General features: G+C 42.4%; 16 protein-coding genes. 7 read left to right on the top strand and 9 right to left on the bottom strand.

Annotated features, from left to right (window positions below; translation table 11 throughout):
* Nucleotides 1-39 precede the first annotated feature (39 nt).
* Genes DQQ10_RS04640 through DQQ10_RS04630 form a run of 3 tightly spaced genes read left to right on the top strand, consistent with a single transcriptional unit; the run spans nucleotide 40 to nucleotide 1,556 of the window.
* Nucleotides 40-396: a phage holin family protein gene (locus tag DQQ10_RS04640; RefSeq protein WP_112745594.1), complete on the top strand. Its 357-nt coding sequence runs from the start codon at nucleotides 40-42 to the stop codon at nucleotides 394-396.
* Between the two features lie 3 nt (nucleotides 397-399).
* Nucleotides 400-804: a hypothetical protein gene (locus tag DQQ10_RS04635; protein WP_112745593.1), complete on the top strand. Its 405-nt coding sequence runs from the start codon at nucleotides 400-402 to the stop codon at nucleotides 802-804.
* A complete protein-coding gene (locus tag DQQ10_RS04630; RefSeq protein ID WP_112745592.1) occupies nucleotides 801-1,556 on the top strand; it encodes a geranylgeranylglyceryl/heptaprenylglyceryl phosphate synthase in 756 nt (251 codons plus the stop codon). Before DQQ10_RS04635 ends, DQQ10_RS04630 begins: the two co-directional genes overlap by 4 nt.
* 20 nt (nucleotides 1,557-1,576) lie before the next feature.
* Here the strand turns inward: DQQ10_RS04630 and DQQ10_RS04625 are convergent, their stop codons facing one another.
* The 8 genes from DQQ10_RS04625 to panC form a co-directional block, all read right to left on the bottom strand.
* Complete coding sequence (locus DQQ10_RS04625; RefSeq protein WP_112745591.1) at nucleotides 1,577-2,146, bottom strand: hypothetical protein; 570 nt, start codon at nucleotides 2,144-2,146, stop codon at nucleotides 1,577-1,579.
* 51 nt (nucleotides 2,147-2,197) lie between these two features.
* Nucleotides 2,198-2,818 (bottom strand): RNA polymerase sigma factor, encoded by a 621-nt coding sequence (locus tag DQQ10_RS04620; RefSeq protein WP_112745590.1) that lies wholly within the window; start codon nucleotides 2,816-2,818, stop codon nucleotides 2,198-2,200.
* Nucleotides 2,760-4,760 (bottom strand): formylglycine-generating enzyme family protein, encoded by a 2,001-nt coding sequence (locus DQQ10_RS04615; protein ID WP_165823791.1) that lies wholly within the window; start codon nucleotides 4,758-4,760, stop codon nucleotides 2,760-2,762. Before DQQ10_RS04615 ends, DQQ10_RS04620 begins: the two co-directional genes overlap by 59 nt.
* A 106-nt stretch (nucleotides 4,761-4,866) precedes the next feature.
* Nucleotides 4,867-6,006 carry an acyl-CoA dehydrogenase gene (locus DQQ10_RS04610; RefSeq protein ID WP_112745588.1) on the bottom strand — a complete coding sequence of 380 codons (1,140 nt, stop codon included), beginning with the start codon at nucleotides 6,004-6,006 and terminating at the stop codon, nucleotides 4,867-4,869.
* Nucleotides 6,007-6,130: 124 nt separating this feature from the next.
* Entirely contained in the window at nucleotides 6,131-6,826 is a 696-nt protein-coding gene (locus DQQ10_RS04605; RefSeq protein WP_112745587.1) for a zinc metallopeptidase, read from the bottom strand.
* A 74-nt stretch (nucleotides 6,827-6,900) separates the two neighbouring features.
* The gene (locus tag DQQ10_RS04600) at nucleotides 6,901-7,911 is read right to left on the bottom strand and encodes a lysylphosphatidylglycerol synthase transmembrane domain-containing protein (protein WP_112745586.1); all 1,011 of its coding nucleotides are present in this window, start codon (nucleotides 7,909-7,911) and stop codon (nucleotides 6,901-6,903) included.
* 41 nt (nucleotides 7,912-7,952) lie between these two features.
* Complete coding sequence (gene panD / locus DQQ10_RS04595) at nucleotides 7,953-8,300, bottom strand: aspartate 1-decarboxylase (RefSeq protein WP_112745585.1); 348 nt, start codon at nucleotides 8,298-8,300, stop codon at nucleotides 7,953-7,955.
* Between the two features lie 60 nt (nucleotides 8,301-8,360).
* On the bottom strand, nucleotides 8,361-9,203 hold the full coding sequence (panC, locus tag DQQ10_RS04590; RefSeq protein ID WP_112745584.1) for a pantoate--beta-alanine ligase: 843 nt from the start codon (nucleotides 9,201-9,203) through the stop codon (nucleotides 8,361-8,363).
* 120 nt (nucleotides 9,204-9,323) lie between these two features.
* On the opposite strand from panC, the gene DQQ10_RS04585 reads away from it, so the two are divergent.
* Genes DQQ10_RS04585 through glmS form a run of 3 tightly spaced genes read left to right on the top strand, consistent with a single transcriptional unit; the run spans nucleotide 9,324 to nucleotide 13,565 of the window.
* The gene (locus tag DQQ10_RS04585; RefSeq protein ID WP_112745583.1) at nucleotides 9,324-10,127 is read left to right on the top strand and encodes a glycogen/starch synthase; all 804 of its coding nucleotides are present in this window, start codon (nucleotides 9,324-9,326) and stop codon (nucleotides 10,125-10,127) included.
* Nucleotides 10,111-11,724 carry a DUF4270 family protein gene (locus DQQ10_RS04580; RefSeq protein ID WP_112745582.1) on the top strand — a complete coding sequence of 538 codons (1,614 nt, stop codon included), beginning with the start codon at nucleotides 10,111-10,113 and terminating at the stop codon, nucleotides 11,722-11,724. Before DQQ10_RS04585 ends, DQQ10_RS04580 begins: the two co-directional genes overlap by 17 nt.
* 5 nt (nucleotides 11,725-11,729) lie before the next feature.
* On the top strand, nucleotides 11,730-13,565 hold the full coding sequence (gene glmS / locus DQQ10_RS04575) for a glutamine--fructose-6-phosphate transaminase (isomerizing) (protein WP_112745581.1): 1,836 nt from the start codon (nucleotides 11,730-11,732) through the stop codon (nucleotides 13,563-13,565).
* 32 nt (nucleotides 13,566-13,597) lie between these two features.
* On the opposite strand, the gene DQQ10_RS04570 is transcribed toward glmS, so the two are convergent.
* Entirely contained in the window at nucleotides 13,598-14,263 is a 666-nt protein-coding gene (locus DQQ10_RS04570) for a 3-hydroxyacyl-CoA dehydrogenase family protein (protein WP_112745580.1), read from the bottom strand.
* A gap of 67 nt (nucleotides 14,264-14,330) precedes the next feature.
* Between DQQ10_RS04570 and DQQ10_RS04565 the strand changes: the two genes are divergently transcribed.
* Entirely contained in the window at nucleotides 14,331-14,711 is a 381-nt protein-coding gene (locus tag DQQ10_RS04565) for a RidA family protein (RefSeq protein ID WP_112745579.1), read from the top strand.
* Nucleotides 14,712-14,762: the final 51 nt, after the last annotated feature.

The raw sequence follows: 14,762 nt of genomic DNA, 5'->3' as shown, positions 1-14,762 counted from the left end.
TATCTTCTGGTTATATTGCATGATTGTTATTTTTCCATCGTGATTAAAGAAACCATTGCAAAATTCCTCCGCCTTGATGGTATCATGAGTAATCTCACAGGATACATCGAAGCGCGAATCGAGTTGATGAAAGTTGAGATTAAAGAGGACGTTGCGAAAGCGCTTTCCAAAGCTGTCGTGTTTGCCGCGCTCGCCTTTGTCTTTGCTCTTTTTATTTTATTTGTCAGCACAGCGGTGGCCTATAAAATCGCAGAAGTTACGAGTCCATTTATCGGCTTTATGATCGTGGCTGGCTTTTACTTGATCGCAGGTTTGGTTTTATGGCTTTCCAGAGAAGGTCTTAAAAACAAAATGGAAAATCAGTTTAATGAGAACTTCAAGCTAAAGAAAAAATAGCCTATGGAATTACTTGAATCAAATGATTTCAAAAGAGAGCTCGTCAAGAAATCTGAAAAGCATCGTGAAGAATTGCAGAATGAAGTAAGACTTGTGTCTGAAAAAACTGAAAAGATAATTACCAACGCGTTGGTTATCGGCGGCGCTTTGGCGGTTACCTATTTTCTTCTTAATCAATTTTCTGGCGGAAAATCGAAGCCAAAACAAAAGGTCAGGAAAATTAAACTTGTAAAGGAGCATGACGACGATGTTGTTGAAGTTGCCGAAGCACCTTCATCACCCGGTGTACTTTCGCAAATTGGAACAACGCTTGCCAGTCAAGCATCGGTCATATTGCTCGATCTCGCAAAAGAGAAATTAGCCGAATATCTTGCTTCTCGTCATCAACCAAAAGAAGAAAAGGAATGAACATCCTTCAGACTTTACGGGAAAAACATCAGCAAGGAAAAAAGTCCATTGCCGTCTTAGTCGATCCCGACAAAGTCGAAGAACCATCTCGTCTTCTGCAACTGATAAACCTTGCCAGTGAAAATTGCGTGGATTACTTCTTCGTTGGTGGAAGTTTGGTTACCACTACCAATCAATCGCAAGTCATTAAACAAATTAAAGACAACGTCACTATTCCTGTTGTTCTGTTTCCTGGTAACACTATGCAAATAGAACCTACTGCAGACGCGTTGCTTTTTCTATCGCTCATATCGGGTAGAAATCCCGAGTTACTGATTGGACAGCATGTAATTGCCGCGCCAATCATCAAGAATACAAAGTTAGAAGTGATCCCGACCGGCTATATGTTAGTGAATTCCGGACGCGTTACCTCTGTAGCCTATATCAGTAACACTACGCCGATTCCCGATGATAAATATTCACTTGCCGCATGCACAGCGATGGCTGGTGAAATGTTGGGATTACAAACAATCTATCTTGATGCCGGTAGTGGTGCCGAAAAAGAAATCAACGCACGCATGATTGCGGCTGTACGGAAATCAATCAATGTTCCGCTGATCGTTGGCGGCGGCATTAACACAAGTCAAAAGGCACGCACCGCATTAGACGCCGGCGCCGACATGATTGTTATCGGTAATGCGCTGGAAAAAGATCCGGAATTGCTTACGGAAATTTCCGATCATGTTTACGAAAGAAATCAAAGCGGCGCGTAGTTCATTCAAGCTATTCTCCACTACCGCGTGCCCGAAACAAGGAGTAGCTCTAAGTCTTGTTTTTCTTTCATACTCACACCAGTAGTTCCACTCGACGGCGTTTCAATTGTATTTGCAACATGAATATTGTTAGCCGTGCGCTCTTTCTTTAAGATGGTTCGATAAATAATGCGGTCCTTAAAAATAGTATCGGCGTGAGTTTTCAAAAACAACGTGTCGTGTTTTACTACTTCAACGATTTTAATAATGGGCTGCATCTGTCTTGAAGCGAGAAACCAAGATATAGCACTGGCAACGACAATCATCAGCGCCGTTGCATAGGCTGGGACCGCGCGCACGAAAAGGGAAGAGCGACCTTTTGATGCACGATGATCGTACATCTTATTCTGAAGTGACTTCACTATAAAAGGATCGGGAGAAAGATCACTCTTCGACGTAATCAAAGCCAGACTGACCTTTCTCATCGCATTGTACTGCTCAGCCGATCCAAGTTCTTCTTCAACAAACAATTTCTCTTCATTCGTAAGTTCACCGTACGATTTACTTACAAGAAGTTCATCTAACTTATCTTCGTTGTTCTTCTGTTGCATTTTTCCTGCTTTGTAATTCAACCTTTATACACTTTAACGCATCAACGTTCTTTACATTCCAACTTTGTGATCAATCAACGCCAGCGCAAGTTTCTTTTTCAAATAAAATAGCCGCGACTTCACTGTGCCTTCCGGACAGTCTACCACTTTCGAAATTTCTTCGATAGTCATTTCAAGTTCATGACGAAGAACAAACAAATTCTTATCATCTTCTTCCATCATATCCAACATTCGATCAAGCGCAGAACGAAATTCCGTCTGGGTAAAGCGTTCATAAAGATCTTCGCTCAACGGCTCTGCTTCTAAATCTTGTCGACCACGAATGGCTTGCTTCCGGTATTCGTTCTTACACATGTTGTGCGCGATCGAATAGAGCCAGGTCGAAAAACGATATCCCTGTTTGAATTGATCTGCGCGTTCTATCACGCGCAGGAACAAGTCATGCAGAAAGTCCTGCGCCATCGCTTCATTTTTATACAACATCCGATGGAAGTAGCGAACAAGTTTTTGCGCATAACGACGATACAGCTCGGTCATAGCATCGCCGTCTCCGAGCTGCACCAAGGACATCAATTCCTCGTCGCTTTTTTTCTTTACAGAACTAAAAAACATTCTACTGTTCGAGTACTTCCATAAAAACTCTGAATCCAACGGCAGGATCAGGTCTATCATAGTTATTCACACTCCTGATTGTGGATTCTTCCGGAACATGATTCCAGCTACCGCCGCATGACTTACCTTTTTCCTCGGTCATCTCCGAAACATTTCCGACAACGTCGTACAAACCAATGTCGTTTGGAAAATAAGCTTGCACCATACTCATCATTACAAATCCATCAACAGAAATCATTTTAGCCGGCAAGCATGGCTTTTGATCGTCAGGAAATTTGAAGTTCCCAAGTGAACACCCTCTACTGTTGAGCACCTTGTTACGATAATTAAACGACCGATACCATGGATACAAAATATCATTCCCCTTTACCGGAATGGTGCGATGATCTTTTGTCAATTCGTCGGTAGCGTTTTTTGGAATTCCAACTTCGACATTGTTTTCATCCAGCTCCCATGTCTGAACTTTAGCATAACCGAGCGCGGCAATCTGCCACTCCTTAATTGATGGCAATCTAAATTTAACCTTTTTATACTTCCTCCCAGCCTGCTTGTTGTATTGATCCGTTAGCCATTCGCAGTAAGCGACTGCGGATTCATAACTGATATTCACCGCAGGATAACGTGTAAAATATTTGTCTTTTTTTGTTGCTACACGATTTGCCGTATATGTCTTCATAAACGATAACGCTGGCTCTTCATACCGCGACAAGTCAAAGTTGAATTTGCTATACAGTCCATCTTGTCCGTTTATATGCAAGTAGTTCAAAAATGTATTGTATTGAACATTGGTCACTTCATACTCTTGCGCGTAAACATTATCCTTAACCTTTTTAAAAATGCCCTCAATCTCTTTCAAATCAAGTTGATGTGGGAAATACGGAACCTGTGCTTGTTTACCGGCGAGATAATTATTCACCAGCTGTTCTTTTCCACTTTGAATGGCGATTTTTTGGATCAGCAAATAGAGATCATTCGCCCTTTCCATTTCATTCTTCTCACGATAAAACTCATGAAGCATCAGCATTGGTACCAGGTAGTTGGCACTGAGTACGCGCCCTGAAGCAAATTCACTTTCACCGTTGAAGTCAACGGTCAAGTAATCTAACAAGAAACGCGATTCAATATTGCGCTGAATGACCTTCAAATTGTCAAGCCGTTCTGAACTTTTCTGCGAGGCCAATCCCACAACGTATAACTGCTCACGTATGGAACTGACGTTGTCTTGCGTTAACGTCAATCCATAAAAAAATTTGTAAGAAGGATTTTGAATAGGAAGTTGTATGGCAATCGCTTGCGTATTGTTTGTCGCGGATGCAACACCATCATTTAACAGCAATCTATGATTAGACAATATTTTGGTTCGAAGTTCTGCGGTGGTCAACAACTCGAGTTGCACAACCTTTACATCCTCTCGCACATCGAATACGTCTTGTAGAACATATAATGGGACTGCTGTGTTCTCTCCTTCCGTGATCAGCACACCACCTTGCTCAACAGACATCAAAACATTGTAGCTATAGTGAAGCAACGAAGAAGATAAAAGACCACTCGCTAACAATTTTTGACTGAACTGAGCGCGCTCTGAACGATCGTTTTCAATATCGCTGAACAATAACATCGATGCATATGTCGAGGCATTCTGTGGCTGCAGATTATAGGCTAGTGCGATCTGTTTAAATCCTTCTAGGGTGTTCCCCAAATGCCAACCTTTCACAAGCGCGAATTCAAATGAATGCGCTGCGTCCCCGGCCATGTTTGAAACGATCAAATCAAGTTCGCTGTCACCCATTCCTGCATATCGACTTGCGGCATAATAATTCAGCCAAGTTTTTGGATCCTTCCGGTGACGTTTTACTTCATCAGCCCATAGCTGTTGTTGCGCGCTGTACCACCCTAAGGGATGGATAACTTTTGTCTTCGGTAAAATCAACTGAGGTTCTTCGGCAACGAGGATTTGCAGCGATGCGATACATGCACACCATATAATCATCAATAATTTCATATTATTCTTTTTTACGCTGTACACACGAATCAATGTAACGTTCAATGAAAGCATAAAAAAACCTCAGATTTTTATTCTGAGGTTCTACGTTTGATTTTTTGTTGGCTTATTTCAGCAATTCACGAGAAATAACCATCTTCTGAATTTCCGTCGTGCCTTCATAAATTTGTGTGATCTTAGCATCGCGCATCAATCGCTCTACATGAAACTCTTTGACGTAACCATATCCACCATGAATTTGAACAGCTTCCGTGGTTACATCCTGTGCAATCTGTGAAGCAAACAACTTGGCCATCGCCGCAGCTTTCACAAAGTCGCGCTTTTGATCTTTCAACCACGCAGCTTGATGCACGAGTAATCGCGCAGCATCAATTTTCGTAGCCATATCTGCTAACTTAAATTGAATGGCTTGGTGTTCTGAGAGATTCTTTCCAAACGCTTTTCGCTCTTTTGAATATTTTAATGCTAACTCGTAGGCGCCAGACGCGATACCCAATGCTTGCGCTGCAATTCCGATTCGACCGCCATTTAAAGTCGTCATCGCGAATGTAAAACCAAAGCCATCGTCACCAATGCGATTTGCTTTCGGAACCTTCACATCCGTAAACATCAACGAATGTGTGTCCGATCCGCGAATACCCATCTTATCTTCTTTCTTGCCAACGACAAAACCAGGCATACCTTTCTCAACGATGAGCGCGTTAATGCCTTTGTGCTTTTTGGCCACATCTGTTTGCGCGATCACAATGTAAACGCTAGCAGTGTTTCCGTTGGTAATCCAGTTTTTGGTGCCGTTCAATAAATAATGATCGCCCTTGTCTTCTGCTATAGTCCGTTGACTTGTTGCATCCGATCCTGCCTCAGGTTCTGATAGACAAAATGCGCCAATGACTTCACCCGTCGCAAGGCGTTTCAAATATTTTTCCTTTTGTTCTTCCGTGCCAAAGCGTTCCAATCCCCAACACACCAGTGAGTTGTTAACAGACATACACACTGATGCTGAAGCATCGATCTTGGAAATCTCTTCCATCGCCAATACATAAGCAATCGTGTCCATACCACCGCCGTTGTATTTGGGATCTACCATCATGCCGAGAAAGCCGAGCTCGCCCATTTTCTTGACTTGATCAACGGGAAATTTTTGTTCGGTATCACGGTCAATAACGCCGGGAAGTAAATCATTCTGCGCGAAATCGCGAGCGGCCTGTTGCACGGCGAGATGCTCCTCAGTAAGTTGAAAATTCATAGAAGTGTCTAGGTTGTTTGAGTTTCAATTCTTGAAACCAATCTACTGTTTTATTTGATGGCGAAACAAAAAAAGAGGGCCTGAATTTCAGGCCCTCTTAAATAATCATTCTTTACGATGTTGGTTAGTCGCGACGACCGCCCATAAAAAGCATAATGTAGTAAATGAGCATCGTTAAGGCACCTATTGCAGCAACAACATACGTCATCGCAGCCCACTTCAACGCATCCTTCGCCATGCCATATTCTTGGTTATTTACAATACCCCTCGATTGAACCCAAGCCAACGCACGTTTACTAGCATCAAATTCTACAGGTAGTGTAATCAGGGCAAAAAGTGCAAATATTCCATAACATGCAATGATCACCAAAAGGGCAGTTTGAAAAGGGAACACGCCTCTTAAGAAGAACGATCCAGCAAACATGGCAATGAAAACAATGTTTAAAATGGACGCGCTTACATTTTGAATCGGGACCATAGCCGAACGAAACTCAAGCATGCTATATGCTTTCGCGTGTTGCACTGCGTGACCGCATTCATGGGCTGCGACGGCAGTAGCGGCTGCGTTGCGACCGTGAAAAACATTGGGACTAAGATTAACTGTTTTATTTGCAGGGTTGTAGTGATCGGTAAGCTCCCCCTCGACACTCACAACTTTGACATCGTGCAAATTATGATCGGCGAGCATTAAACGTGCTACATCTGCACCGGTTAGATCTTTGGTGAGATGTACTTGAGAATACTCCCGAAACTTACTCTTCAATCTCGAGCTGACAATCCAACCGACCGCCATAAAAAAGAGACCAATGATTAATGCCATAGTAGTTTGATTTTTATTGTTTCTATCTAAACAAGGTTTGCGCCAAATTCATTCGGCTGCCAAAACGACACTGCTTATTCGGCCTTTTGCGTTGCTGCCTTGGCACTCGCTCTTTTTACCTGATACGAAGTTATCAAAAGTGAGGCAGCACCACCAATGATCATAATTAGTGTTTGCCACCCGTGGAAAATTACAGTGAACGCGACGGCATCGCTCAGGGGGACATGATAAAGGAAAGCAAGGCCTTGCGGAACCAAAATATGATAAGATCCTGCACCTCCTGGTAGTGGCGCCGCCATGGCGATAGCACCAATGGCGAATAAACTCAGCACAGCACCAACACCTAGTTCAGACGTGGATGGAAATGCTTTCAGTACCGTATAGCTCGTCAAGAAATACAAAAACCAAATCAGGAGGGAATAGAAAATAAACTTCCCCTTTTGTTCAAGTTTGAAGACAGAGACTAACCCCTGCTTAAAGCCATACCATGCTTTCGTTACAAAGGCCTGAAGTTTAGCATTACGCTTCACGATGAACCAAAGCAACGCGAGGATCAGCATCGCTATCGCACCACCGATCAACAATGTTTGGATGCGTGATTTACCACTGCCTACCGAAAACGGAAGTGTATCTAAGAATGACAAAAGTTTTTCGGATTCTACTAGAAAACAGAGCGCAATCAAGAACACCAAACAGATCAAATCCACGATACGTTCGACAACCACGGTACCAAACGACATATCGGCTGGTGTTTTATCAAGCTTATAGAGATTATAACAGCGCGACACTTCGCCGCCACGCGGAATTATCAAGTTGACCAAATACCCAACCATCAATGAATAAAAACTATGCGACAATTTAGGATGATAACCCGCTGGAACCATCAGCATACGCCAACGTTCAGCGCGCACGAGATGACTCGCCAACGCAATTACAGCCATGATCAACAACCATGTTTTGTCTGCAACATACCAGTTCTTTTGAAGAACACTCCATTCTAAATTTCTAATGGAAAACCAAAGAAGAAAAAGTGTTACGCCAAAGATGACGATGTATTGAATAATGGCCTTTTGGCGAGAAGACATCCGAAGCTTGGGGTTGTGATGAAAATAAAGTTAAAATTTCATCAAGGTAACTTATTATCCGGTGTCGGAAAAATGATCGTAGGCTTGAACTGCTTTGCTTTTTCAAACTTCATTGAAGCATACGATATAATGATGACGATATCTCCTACTTGTGCTTTGCGCGCAGCGGGACCATTTAAACAGACCATACCTGTTCCACGGTCACCTTTGATGACGTACGTTTCAAGACGTTCGCCGTTGTTAACGTTTACAACCGTTACCTTTTCGCCTTCAATGAGATTTGCTGCTTCCATCAAATCCTCATCAATTGAAATACTGCCTACATAATGAAGCTCAGCCTGAGTGATCTTCGCGCGGTGAATTTTCGACTTTAAAACTTCTATTCTCAAGGTGGTTGAAAATTATATTTTTAAACCCATTTCTATAGATCAAACAACATCTTGTCCACGTCACAAGAACATGTTATCGATCAATCTGATTTCTCCTACAAAGCCAGCAATACACATAATTGGCTGACTTGCACCCTTAACGTTTTCAAGGAGATTTAAGTTTTTGCTATCGGCAAGCTCAAAGTACTCAAGCTTTATTTCAGCATCTTTTTCTACCAATTGCATCACCTTCTGCTGCACTTGCACAAGCGGCGCACCGTCGTTCAACGCTCTTTTCGCGAATGTAAGTGCCTCAAAAAAAACAATTGCTTTTTGACGCTGAGATTCGTTCAATCGCAAGTTTCTCGACGACATCGCGAGTCCATCAGGCTCGCGCGACGTCGGCACACTATGCAATATGAGATTGAAGTTTAAATCGTCGACCAACTGACGAATAATGGAATATTGTTGCCAGTCCTTCTGTCCGAAATAGGCATGATGCGGCTCGACGATATTAAAGAGCTTCGACACGACAAGTGCAACGCCACTAAAGTGACCAGGTCGAAACTTTCCTTCCATGATCTTGTCAAGATGGCCGAAATCAAATTTAATGAGTGGTTGATGGCGATACATTTCCGTACTATCTGGACAAAAAATCGCATCGCATTCAACTTTTTTCAGCAATAAAGTGTCTTTATCTAGTGTACGAGGATAGCGCTGAAGATCGTTTGGATTGTTAAACTGGGCGGGGTTAACAAAGATCGAGCAGACTGTGAGGTCATTCTCCGCTTTCGAGGCTTCGATCAGTGAGATGTGGCCACTATGAAGCGCCCCCATCGTCGGCACCAGACCAATGGAGTTAAGCGCTTGTTTTTTAGCCTTTAAGAAGGCTTTTAATGGGGCTATTTCGTTGAAAATCTCCATTTTAGGCCATTTTGGCAAAGGGTCGCAAAGATATAGGGAAAACTGAAAATAAGTTGATCATGGGGGTATTTATTTGTAATTTTGTGGCTCAAATTTCCGTTCTACTTTAAAATTAAACATATGTCAAAACTCCGCGTTCTGTATGTAGCCAGTGAGATCAACCCCTTCCTGCAAACCTCTGAAGTCGCTGACTTTGTTCGCAAACTCCCGCAAGCAATGCAGGAGAAAGGAATGGAGATCCGTATCCTGGTACCGCGCTTTGGAATTATCAACGAGCGCAAGAACCGGTTGCACGAAGTAGTAAGACTTTCCGGTATCAATATTACAGTGGGCGACGAAGAAAAACCTTTGATCATTAAGGTTGCTTCAATCCCAAATGCTAAACTTCAAGTTTATTTCATCGATAACGAAGATTACTTCCACCGTAAATCTGTTTTCCACGACAAAGAAGACAATTTTTACGAAGACAACGATGAACGTGCAATCTTCTTTTGTAAAGGCGCTATCGAAACTGTCCGCAAACTCGGATGGGCTCCCGATATTGTGCATTGCAACGATTGGATCACCAGCTTCATTCCGTTGTATTTGAAAACGACTTACAAAAACGATCCGTTGTTTAAAAACACGAAGACAGTTTTCACGATCTACAACAATGCCTTCTCACACAAATTTAAGGGCGACATTCTTGACAAAGTGAAAATGATGGACATCGAAGACAATATGCTTGGTAATCTTAAGACTGCCGACTTCGAAGGATTCATTAAACTTGGTGTAGAATTCTCTGACGCCGTTATTGTCGCTGGCGATAATAAAAAGCTTGAAGGGCTCTTCAAGAAAATCAAAGAGAAGAAAGTTGAAACTATTGATACAAACGAAAATTATACTGAATCGTATTACAACCTCTATAATGAACTTGTCGGTTAAGAGTTTTGGGCAATTGGCTGTACTAGCCGTTGCCCTATTTTTTTTCTCCTGCTCAGAAGAAACCAGTCCCCTCGGATTTAAAAATCCAAATCCAAAATTCCAAAGTAGATTTGTCGAAATACCGGTAACAAGTAGTGTTGTACTACTTGACTCGGTTCGTACTTCAAACGGTGACGCGTCAAACGATTTCAATCGAATGATTGTCGGCAAACACATCGATCCTATATTCGGTGAGGTATCCGCATCCGCTACTGCGCAGATTTATCCTCTCACAAATCTAGTTAACCTCGCAAAGAAGGACAGTTTAACACTAAACGACAGTCTTGTTTTTGTCTCCGCAGAAATTAGATTGCTTGTAGACTACTACGTGTATGGGGCGCAAAGCAAGACGACACAGACATACAACATTTATAAACTGTCAGAATCGCTTCCATCATCAACGATAGACACAATCCGAACTACTGCTGGAGGCCAACAAAAGCCAGTGGAATTTATCACGAGCCGGAGGCGTATTTATTTCAATAAATCAAGCATACCGCATCATGCAACACCAATCGCGACCGCATCCGTAGAAGTTGATTACGACAAATACATCACTGAAGCCAACGATGAAACATTAGACTCCACATTCGTGACAGCAACGCTTGACAATGCTTTTGGTCAAGAACTGTTTACCCTCATGAATTCGAAGGTATTTCGTGATACAATTGCTGAAGCGCCTAAAATTTTTATGGATGTTTTTAAAGGTATTGCGATCGTCCCCCAAACTTCTGATAAGATTATTAGATTTTTCCTGCCGAATTCTACTATACGTCTTACTTATAAAGACAAAAGGAAGAACACCATTTATAGAACCGATATCGGCCTTGGGAATCACTCCCTCTTCAAGTTAGTAAGTTACAATGCGATTGAGGGTGACCGTGCTGGTACAACACTGGATGGACTAACAAACTTCTATCAGCCGTTTGAACCCGCTGACGATCGACGTTACATCCAGGGAGCCACTGGTGTGGCCACGGTCGTCGACTTTTCAAAAGTTTTAGAGTTCGCTGATACCATTGACCAAATGTTGGTCAATTCTGCCGAACTTGTCATTAAAAATATTGAAGAACCGGGCATCTATAGTCCACCTTCAACCTTGATTGTAAAGATCATTAACGACAATAACCGATTCAAAAAAATCAGTTACCAGGGACGGAACTCCGATTACACCAAGGAGGTTGCAAACCTTAACTTATACCGTGGCTACGTTAATTTCGATCGACAAAATAGTTTCTCTACTGCCAACGGTGTGCCATTCGATAGCACGTTAAATATTGTGAATGACCTCGGCAACTTCTTGACATTAAACTACTCTCAGACCAACAAGAGTTATGTAGGATCTGCGGGATTGTTCTTTCAAAGCTTACTTCAAAAAGATGAAGCAAAGACGCCTTACACGAAAGTTTTGCTAACGCCTTATAGCCCGACTTCTTCAACAACAATCCCTTATGGATTTCATACCGCTGGAAAGACATTAAACAGGGTTTCATTTGATAAGGATAACATCGTCCTTAGAATTTACTATACCATTCCTACTGTAGAACCAAACCAGTAATTTTTATGTGTGGCATTGTAGCATACGTCGGCCATCGCCAGGCCCAAGAAGTAATCATTAAAGGACTTAAACGATTAGAGTATCGTGGCTATGACAGCGCTGGAATAGCGTTGTTAAACGACGGTCTTAACGTTTATAAAAAGAAAGGAAAAGTTTCCGACCTTGAGGAATATCTAAAAGGCAAAAATCTAATAAGCCACATCGGCATCGGTCACACCCGCTGGGCAACACACGGTGAACCAAACGATAAGAACGCTCACCCTCACTACTCAGCAACCGGGAAATTTGCGATCATTCACAACGGTATTATCGAGAATTACAACGCCTTAAAACAAGAGTTACTTCGTAAGGGACACGAGTTTTTAAGCGATACCGACACCGAAGTTTTTATTCATTTCATTGAAGACATCAAGGACAACGAAGGATGCTCGCTTGAAGAAGCGGTACGTCTTGCCTTAACAAAAGTAGTCGGCGCCTATGCTGTCGTGATCATGTCGCTTGAAGACCCTGACCTTCTCGTGGCAGCGCGTAAGGGCAGTCCACTGGTTGTTGGCGTTGGTAAAGACGAGTTCTTCTTGGCGTCAGATGCCACCCCGATTGTAGAATACACCAATGAAGTCGTGTACCTCAACGATCAGGAGATCGCTGTCATTCGCGATGGCAAACTCAGCGTTACAAACACTGCTAATCTTCCGCTCACGCCATACATTCAAACTGTAGACCTTGAGCTTGAGGCAATTGAGAAAGGTGGTTTCGAACATTTCATGATTAAAGAAATTTTCGAACAAACACGCTCCATTAAAGATTGTATGCGTGGTCGCCTTGATTCACAAACCGGAAGACTTGTACTCGGTGGACTTCGCGAGTATGTGAACAAGCTTGTCAACGCAGATCGCATCATTATCGTGGCTTGTGGTACTTCGTGGCACGCAGGTCTCGTAGCAGAATATTTCTTCGAAGAATTCTGCCGAATCCCAGTCGAAGTTGAATACGCCTCTGAGTTCCGTTATCGCAATCCAATTATTCGTGAAGGTGATGTAGTCATTGCTATCTCACAATCCGGAGAAACGGCAGACACGCTTGCAGCGATCGAACTTGCCAAATCAAAAGGCGCTATCATATTTGGCGTCTGTAACGTGGTTGGTTCATCTATTGCACGTACAACACATGCAGGAGCCTATACACATGCAGGGCCTGAAATTGGTGTGGCTAGTACAAAAGCATTTACGGCACAGCTCACAGTATTAAACATGATTGCTCTCATTGTCGCCAATAAGAAAGGAACAATTACAGAACAAAAGCTTCATGAGTTGCTGGTAGAAATGGAAAACATTCCATCAAAGGTTGAGAAAGCATTGCAATTGAATGAGCAGATTCAGGTTGTTGCCGAAACTTTTAAGGACGCGCGAAACTTCTTGTATCTTGGCCGTGGCTACAACTTCCCAGTTGCTTTAGAAGGTGCACTGAAGTTGAAAGAGATTTCATACATCCATGCCGAAGGTTACCCTGCAGCTGAAATGAAACACGGACCAATTGCTTTGATCGATGAAGAGATGCCTGTGGTGTTTATCGCAACAAAAGATTCTTCCTACGAGAAAATTGTTTCGAACATTCAGGAAGTGAAAGCACGTAAGGGTCGTGTTATCTCCATCGTTACAGAAGGTGATGACCTGATTCCAAAAATGTCAGAGTTTACAATCGAAGTTCCGGCTGTGCATGAAGCGTTAATGCCAATGGTATCTACGATTCCTTTACAACTGCTATCGTATCACATCGCTGTGATGAGAGGTTGTAACGTAGATCAACCTAGAAACTTAGCAAAATCAGTGACAGTAGAATAACAAAAATTAGGGACGGGAAACTGTCCCTTTTTTTATACTGATCGCAGATACTCCTTTTTCAACAAGGGGCAAATTTTATAGCGCTCATCTTTCGTGTCCTCGTAAACGGCCTCAAGCACCTCATAAACATGTCGAAGGCCGATGCGTTTAGTCCATTCAAAAGGACCATAAGGATAATTGGTTCCTAACTTCATCGCCATGTCGACGTCTTCTCGTGATGCTGTTCCTTCTTGAACCGTGTAATACGCCTCGTTGATAATCATGCAGATTACCCTTGGCGTAACCAAGCCAACGCGATCGTCCACACGCGTAAATTTTGTTTTAAGGCCATCACAAAGCTGTTTGAGTAACATCTCATCACTTGAATCAATGCAACTAACCTCTAGAAGCTCGCGATTAACAAGAGTAGGCAGTCCGTTAAAGCCAAATATTTTTGACTTGATCTTGTGCCTATTGTGAAAGGTTAACTCTGTAAGTGTAATCTTCGTGGTGTTGAGCAAAACTGTACCCTGATAATTGAAATAAATCTCGATTTGCTCCGGCGCTTCATCGATCATAAAATCAATTACAAGCTCGTAATCTTCCAACAATTTATCGGCCTCACGATGGGCATCTGATAAAGTATACTGATGCTCGTCGCCGAATTTTTGCTTACACTCCTGCAAATTTGAATCCTCACCAATGATTAAAATTTTCATAGTTCAGAGAAATGCTCAGTAGATCGTTATTTTTGACTTTCCTAAATTAAATTTTAAAACGCACATCATGTCAAAAAAGATAGTTTATTCTGAAAAGGCCCCTGCACCTATAGGTCCGTATAGCCAGGCTGTGCAATCGGGCAATATGCTGTTTGTAAGCGGTCAAATCGCTATTCAACAATCCACAGGTAATATCTTAAAAGGATCAATCGAAGAAGAGACTGCGCAAGTCATGTCAAATCTCCAAGAAATTCTAACTGCCGCAGAAATGGATTTTTCAAACGTCGTGAAATGCTCGATCTTTTTGAAAGACATGAACAATTTCCCAAGGGTCAATGAAATCTACGGCAAGTATTTCACAGCAAATCCTCCTGCCCGCGAAACGGTCGAAGTGAGCAGACTTCCAAAAGATGTGAATGTAGAGATTTCGTGTATCGCCGTTAAATAAAGTTACAAGCCGCAAGCCTCAAGTTGCAAGTTTGAATGCTTGTAACTTGAG

The organism is Pseudochryseolinea flava, from assembly GCF_003286915.1.
In the GTDB taxonomy this organism is placed as follows: Bacteria; Bacteroidota; Bacteroidia; order Cytophagales; family Cyclobacteriaceae; genus Ohtaekwangia; species Ohtaekwangia flava.
This window is presented reverse-complemented; position numbering and strand designations above follow the sequence as displayed.

What these genes read in the sequence shown, in the direction of transcription:
- DQQ10_RS04635 (WP_112745593.1), top strand. Translation starts at nt 400, where the DNA reads ATGGAATTACTTGAATCAAATGATTTCAAAAGAGAGCTCGTCAAGAAA.
- DQQ10_RS04630 (WP_112745592.1), top strand. Translation starts at nt 801, where the DNA reads ATGAACATCCTTCAGACTTTACGGGAAAAACATCAGCAAGGAAAAAAG.
- DQQ10_RS04625 (WP_112745591.1), bottom strand. Translation starts at nt 2,146, where the DNA reads ATGCAACAGAAGAACAACGAAGATAAGTTAGATGAACTTCTTGTAAGT.
- DQQ10_RS04620 (WP_112745590.1), bottom strand. Translation starts at nt 2,818, where the DNA reads ATGATAGACCTGATCCTGCCGTTGGATTCAGAGTTTTTATGGAAGTAC.
- DQQ10_RS04615 (WP_165823791.1), bottom strand. Translation starts at nt 4,760, where the DNA reads ATGAAATTATTGATGATTATATGGTGTGCATGTATCGCATCGCTGCAA.
- DQQ10_RS04610 (WP_112745588.1), bottom strand. Translation starts at nt 6,006, where the DNA reads ATGAATTTTCAACTTACTGAGGAGCATCTCGCCGTGCAACAGGCCGCT.
- DQQ10_RS04605 (WP_112745587.1), bottom strand. Translation starts at nt 6,826, where the DNA reads ATGGCATTAATCATTGGTCTCTTTTTTATGGCGGTCGGTTGGATTGTC.
- DQQ10_RS04600 (WP_112745586.1), bottom strand. Translation starts at nt 7,911, where the DNA reads ATGTCTTCTCGCCAAAAGGCCATTATTCAATACATCGTCATCTTTGGC.
- panC (WP_112745584.1), bottom strand. Translation starts at nt 9,203, where the DNA reads ATGGAGATTTTCAACGAAATAGCCCCATTAAAAGCCTTCTTAAAGGCT.
- DQQ10_RS04585 (WP_112745583.1), top strand. Translation starts at nt 9,324, where the DNA reads ATGTCAAAACTCCGCGTTCTGTATGTAGCCAGTGAGATCAACCCCTTC.
- DQQ10_RS04580 (WP_112745582.1), top strand. Translation starts at nt 10,111, where the DNA reads ATGAACTTGTCGGTTAAGAGTTTTGGGCAATTGGCTGTACTAGCCGTT.
- glmS (WP_112745581.1), top strand. Translation starts at nt 11,730, where the DNA reads ATGTGTGGCATTGTAGCATACGTCGGCCATCGCCAGGCCCAAGAAGTA.
- DQQ10_RS04570 (WP_112745580.1), bottom strand. Translation starts at nt 14,263, where the DNA reads ATGAAAATTTTAATCATTGGTGAGGATTCAAATTTGCAGGAGTGTAAG.
- DQQ10_RS04565 (WP_112745579.1), top strand. Translation starts at nt 14,331, where the DNA reads ATGTCAAAAAAGATAGTTTATTCTGAAAAGGCCCCTGCACCTATAGGT.